The organism is Microcoleus sp. Pol12B4, assembly GCF_036701385.1.
GTDB lineage: Bacteria > Cyanobacteriota > Cyanobacteriia > Cyanobacteriales > Microcoleaceae > Microcoleus.
Window position 1 is genome coordinate 1 of the sequence record NZ_JAUBQR010000375.1, and the last position, 3,168, is coordinate 3,168.

Here is a 3,168-nt window from a genome sequence, read left to right on the forward strand (position 1 = left end):
CTCAATTTTCTGCCTTTAGGGAGCCTGTGCCAATCACAGGCTCCCTTTTCTTTCCCTTGTTAGTCTAAACTCCAGTACGGAAAGCTCCTGCTCCTGTTTCAATGTCGGCGCGTTTTGGCAATTCATAGCTGGTTAGTCCTGTTGATGTCACAACCCACAAATAACTGCGGTCTTTGCCGATGGAATACTGCAATAAAATCGTATTTTCATCGAGAATCTGTTTCTGAATTTCTGGGAGTGTTAAAGGTTGGGGTTGGGTGAGGGCTGCGTAGCGGGGGCTAGCGGTACGAACCTGGGTTTGAATTTGCTGATATTGTTGCAAAAGTGCGAGGCGCTGTTTGTCGATTTCAGCGATTTTAGTTGGATTGGGGTTGGGGCTGCTGATTGCTTCGATGCGCTGCTTTTCAATGGCATCAAGTTGCTGTTGCAAGCTCTTTTCTTGTTGCAGTAAATCGGGAGAAATACCTTCGCGAATGTTGGCGTTACTTTCTTGGAGGAGTTCGAGGAAGCTGCGGGCCCTCGAACGTTCGCTGGCTTCTAAGGCTTTTGTATCGTAACCGGATTTAGGATTAGTTTTATGCAGTTGCATTAACAAATCGATGTAGAATTCGTAGTAGTTTTGTACGGTGGCAAAGTATGAGCTGCGGAGTTCGGAGCTGGCTATTTTGGTACGGAGGTTTTCGATGATTTTGAGAGAGGATTCAATGTCGTTGAGGGCTTCGGTAAGATTGTTTTGGTCGCGTTTGACATAAGCTATGTGGAAAAGGGTGACAGCTTCCCCGCTGCGATCGCCTGTTGCCCGACTCAGGGGAAGCGACTGGCTGTAATACTCTAGCGCTTTCTGTTTTTCTCCCAATTCTGAGTAGACACTGCCGATGTGGGTGAGGGTGACAGCTTCCCCACCGCGATCGCCGGTAGCCCGTCTCAGGGGAAGCGACTGGCTGTAATACTCTAGCGCTTTCTGTTTTTCTCCCAAATCTGAGTAGACACCGCCGATGTTATTGAGGATGGTAGCTTCCCCACCGCGATCGCGTGTTGCCCGACTCAGGGGAAGCGACTGGCTGTAATACTCTAACGCTTTCTGTTGTTCTCCCAAAGCTGAGTAGACTGTGCCGATGCTGCTGAGGGTGACAGCTTCCCCACGGCGATTACCTACTGCCCGACTCAGGGGAAGGGACTGGCTGTAATACTCTAGCGCTTTCTGTTTTTCTCCCAAATCTAAGTAGACACCACCGATATTGTTGAGGGTGGCAGCTTCCCCACCACGATTACCTACTGCCCGTCTCAGGGGAAGCGACTGGCTGTAATAATCTAGCGCTTTCTGTTTTTCTCCCAATTCTGAGTAGACTAAGCCGATGTTGTTGAGGGTGACAGCTTCCCCACCGCGATCGCCGGTTGCCCGTCTCAGGGGAAGCGACTGGCTGTAATACTCTAGCGCTTTCTGTTTTTCTCCCAAATCTGAGTAGACTAAGCCGATGCCATTGAGGGTGACAGCTTCCCCACGGCGATCGCCTAGTGCCCGTCTCAGGGGAAGGGACTGGCTGTAATACTCTAGCGCTTTCTGTTTTTCTCCCAATTGTGAGTAGACACCGCCGATGTTGTTGAGGGTGGCAGCTTCCCCACGGCGATCGCCTAGTGCCCGTCTCAGGGGAAGCGACTGGCTGTAATACTCTAGCGCTTTCTGTTTTTCTCCCCATTCGGAGTAGACACCGCCGAGCCAGGTGAGGGTGTTCGCTTCCCCAGAGCGATCGCCCACTGCTCGATACAGGGGAAGAGACTGGCTGTAATACTCTAGCGCTTTCTCTTTTTGTCCCAAATCTGAGTAGACTAAGCCGATCCAGGCGAGGGTGGCAGCTTCCCCGCTGCGATTTCCCACTTCTTGATACAGCTTTAATGCTTCTTCAAACTTGACGATCGCACTTCTTTTTGCTTCCGCCGTTCCTTGCTGGTAGAGTTGCCATCCTTCCGTGAATGCTTTTACAGCAGCTTCGCGACTGTTAATTTGTGCTGTTTGTACGGTGTTGCCAACGGGCACGGCTGCTGCCACTGGCTGACTTAACTGAAGCGAAAGTGCGATCGACATACCAGCTAAAATCAATTGAGTGCGATCGAACATAGCCACCCCTTTTGTATTTTTTTCAATTTTAGTCACTAGCCTGCTTAGTGTTAAGGCAGGAAGAAGTAAGGGCGATCGGCATTTTTGCTAGAGTGAACGAGTAGGTGCGATTCCCTACGGGATAGCTACGCTTCACGAACTTTTTCCCAGCATGAACAACATCCTAACTACCCCCGATCCCGTAACAACCCACTGGGATTGCCCCGAATGCGGCGGCACCGGTACCCTCAGCCCAGAAATTTGCCCTGTTTGTCTCGGAGCAAAATACATCGATCTCGCTACAATAACGAACTGGATGCTTGATTTTATGGAATCTCGCGGTTGCGATCGAGCTGAGATCGATCGATTGCGAACCGAAAACCCAGACCCCCTAACATTAACTTTTTGCCTCGAAGTTTGTATCGCCCTTAAATAAACAATTTACCAATTACCAATTACCAATTCCCTATTCCCTATATTCAGTGTCCCTTAACCGGATGTTGCCCGTAAAAAGGCAAAGCATCCGACCAATCAGGACGGCTTCCCATTTGCCACTCCAAATAAGCCAATTCCAACACACTAGAAACCGACCCTCCCAACTCGCTGCCAACTTCAATTAACTGATAAGAATTCCCCCAATTATCCAACTTTTCTTGCCAAGATTCAGGAGTCATCACCGTCTCAGGAAACAACTCAGTTAAACCAGAATCTTTGTTAACTGAATAAACCGCCCCAAACAATTGTCCCCGCTGTGCAGGCATTTGCAGCGCCATATCCTGAGTTGAGATAGATTTTTTACTGCTGCTGCAAGCGACAGCCGCCAAAGTTGAAATCGCAAAAACAGGAATATCCAACTGTTGAGCCAAAGTCCGCGCCGTCACCATACCCATCCGAGTTCCCGTGAAACCTCCGGGCCCCTTCGCCACAGCAATAAAAGCCAAATCCGCCCAAGTTTGCGGCTGAATAAACTCGACTAAATACTGATGCAAATGAGTTGCTAAATCGCGATCCAAATTCCAAGTTTGGCAGCGAGAATCCCCGGCAAAATTGCTGATGGCTAAACCGAGTTCGCG

The 3,168-nt window shown here is 49.6% G+C and carries 2 protein-coding genes and 1 pseudogene; 1 reads left to right on the forward strand and 2 read right to left on the reverse strand.

The genetic code is table 11. The annotated features are described in order from the left end of the window. Positions 1-67: 67 nt before the first annotated feature. A pseudogene (locus tag QUA38_RS28185) lies at positions 68-2,116 on the reverse strand (tetratricopeptide repeat protein); the annotation flags it as partial. A 151-nt stretch (positions 2,117-2,267) separates the two neighbouring features. Between QUA38_RS28185 and QUA38_RS28190 the strand changes: the two are divergent. Next, positions 2,268-2,531, forward strand: coding sequence for a hypothetical protein (locus QUA38_RS28190; RefSeq protein ID WP_172185550.1), 264 nt, complete (start codon positions 2,268-2,270; stop codon positions 2,529-2,531). Positions 2,532-2,574: 43 nt separating this feature from the next. On the opposite strand, the gene tsaB is transcribed toward QUA38_RS28190, so the two are convergent. Next, on the reverse strand, positions 2,575-3,168 hold a 594-nt coding region (tsaB, locus tag QUA38_RS28195; RefSeq protein ID WP_333167709.1), incomplete at its 5' end, for a tRNA (adenosine(37)-N6)-threonylcarbamoyltransferase complex dimerization subunit type 1 TsaB.

Excerpts from the sequence above, each read along its gene's own strand:
- QUA38_RS28190 (WP_172185550.1), top strand. The coding sequence starts at position 2,268 with ATGAACAACATCCTAACTACCCCCGATCCCGTAACAACCCACTGGGAT.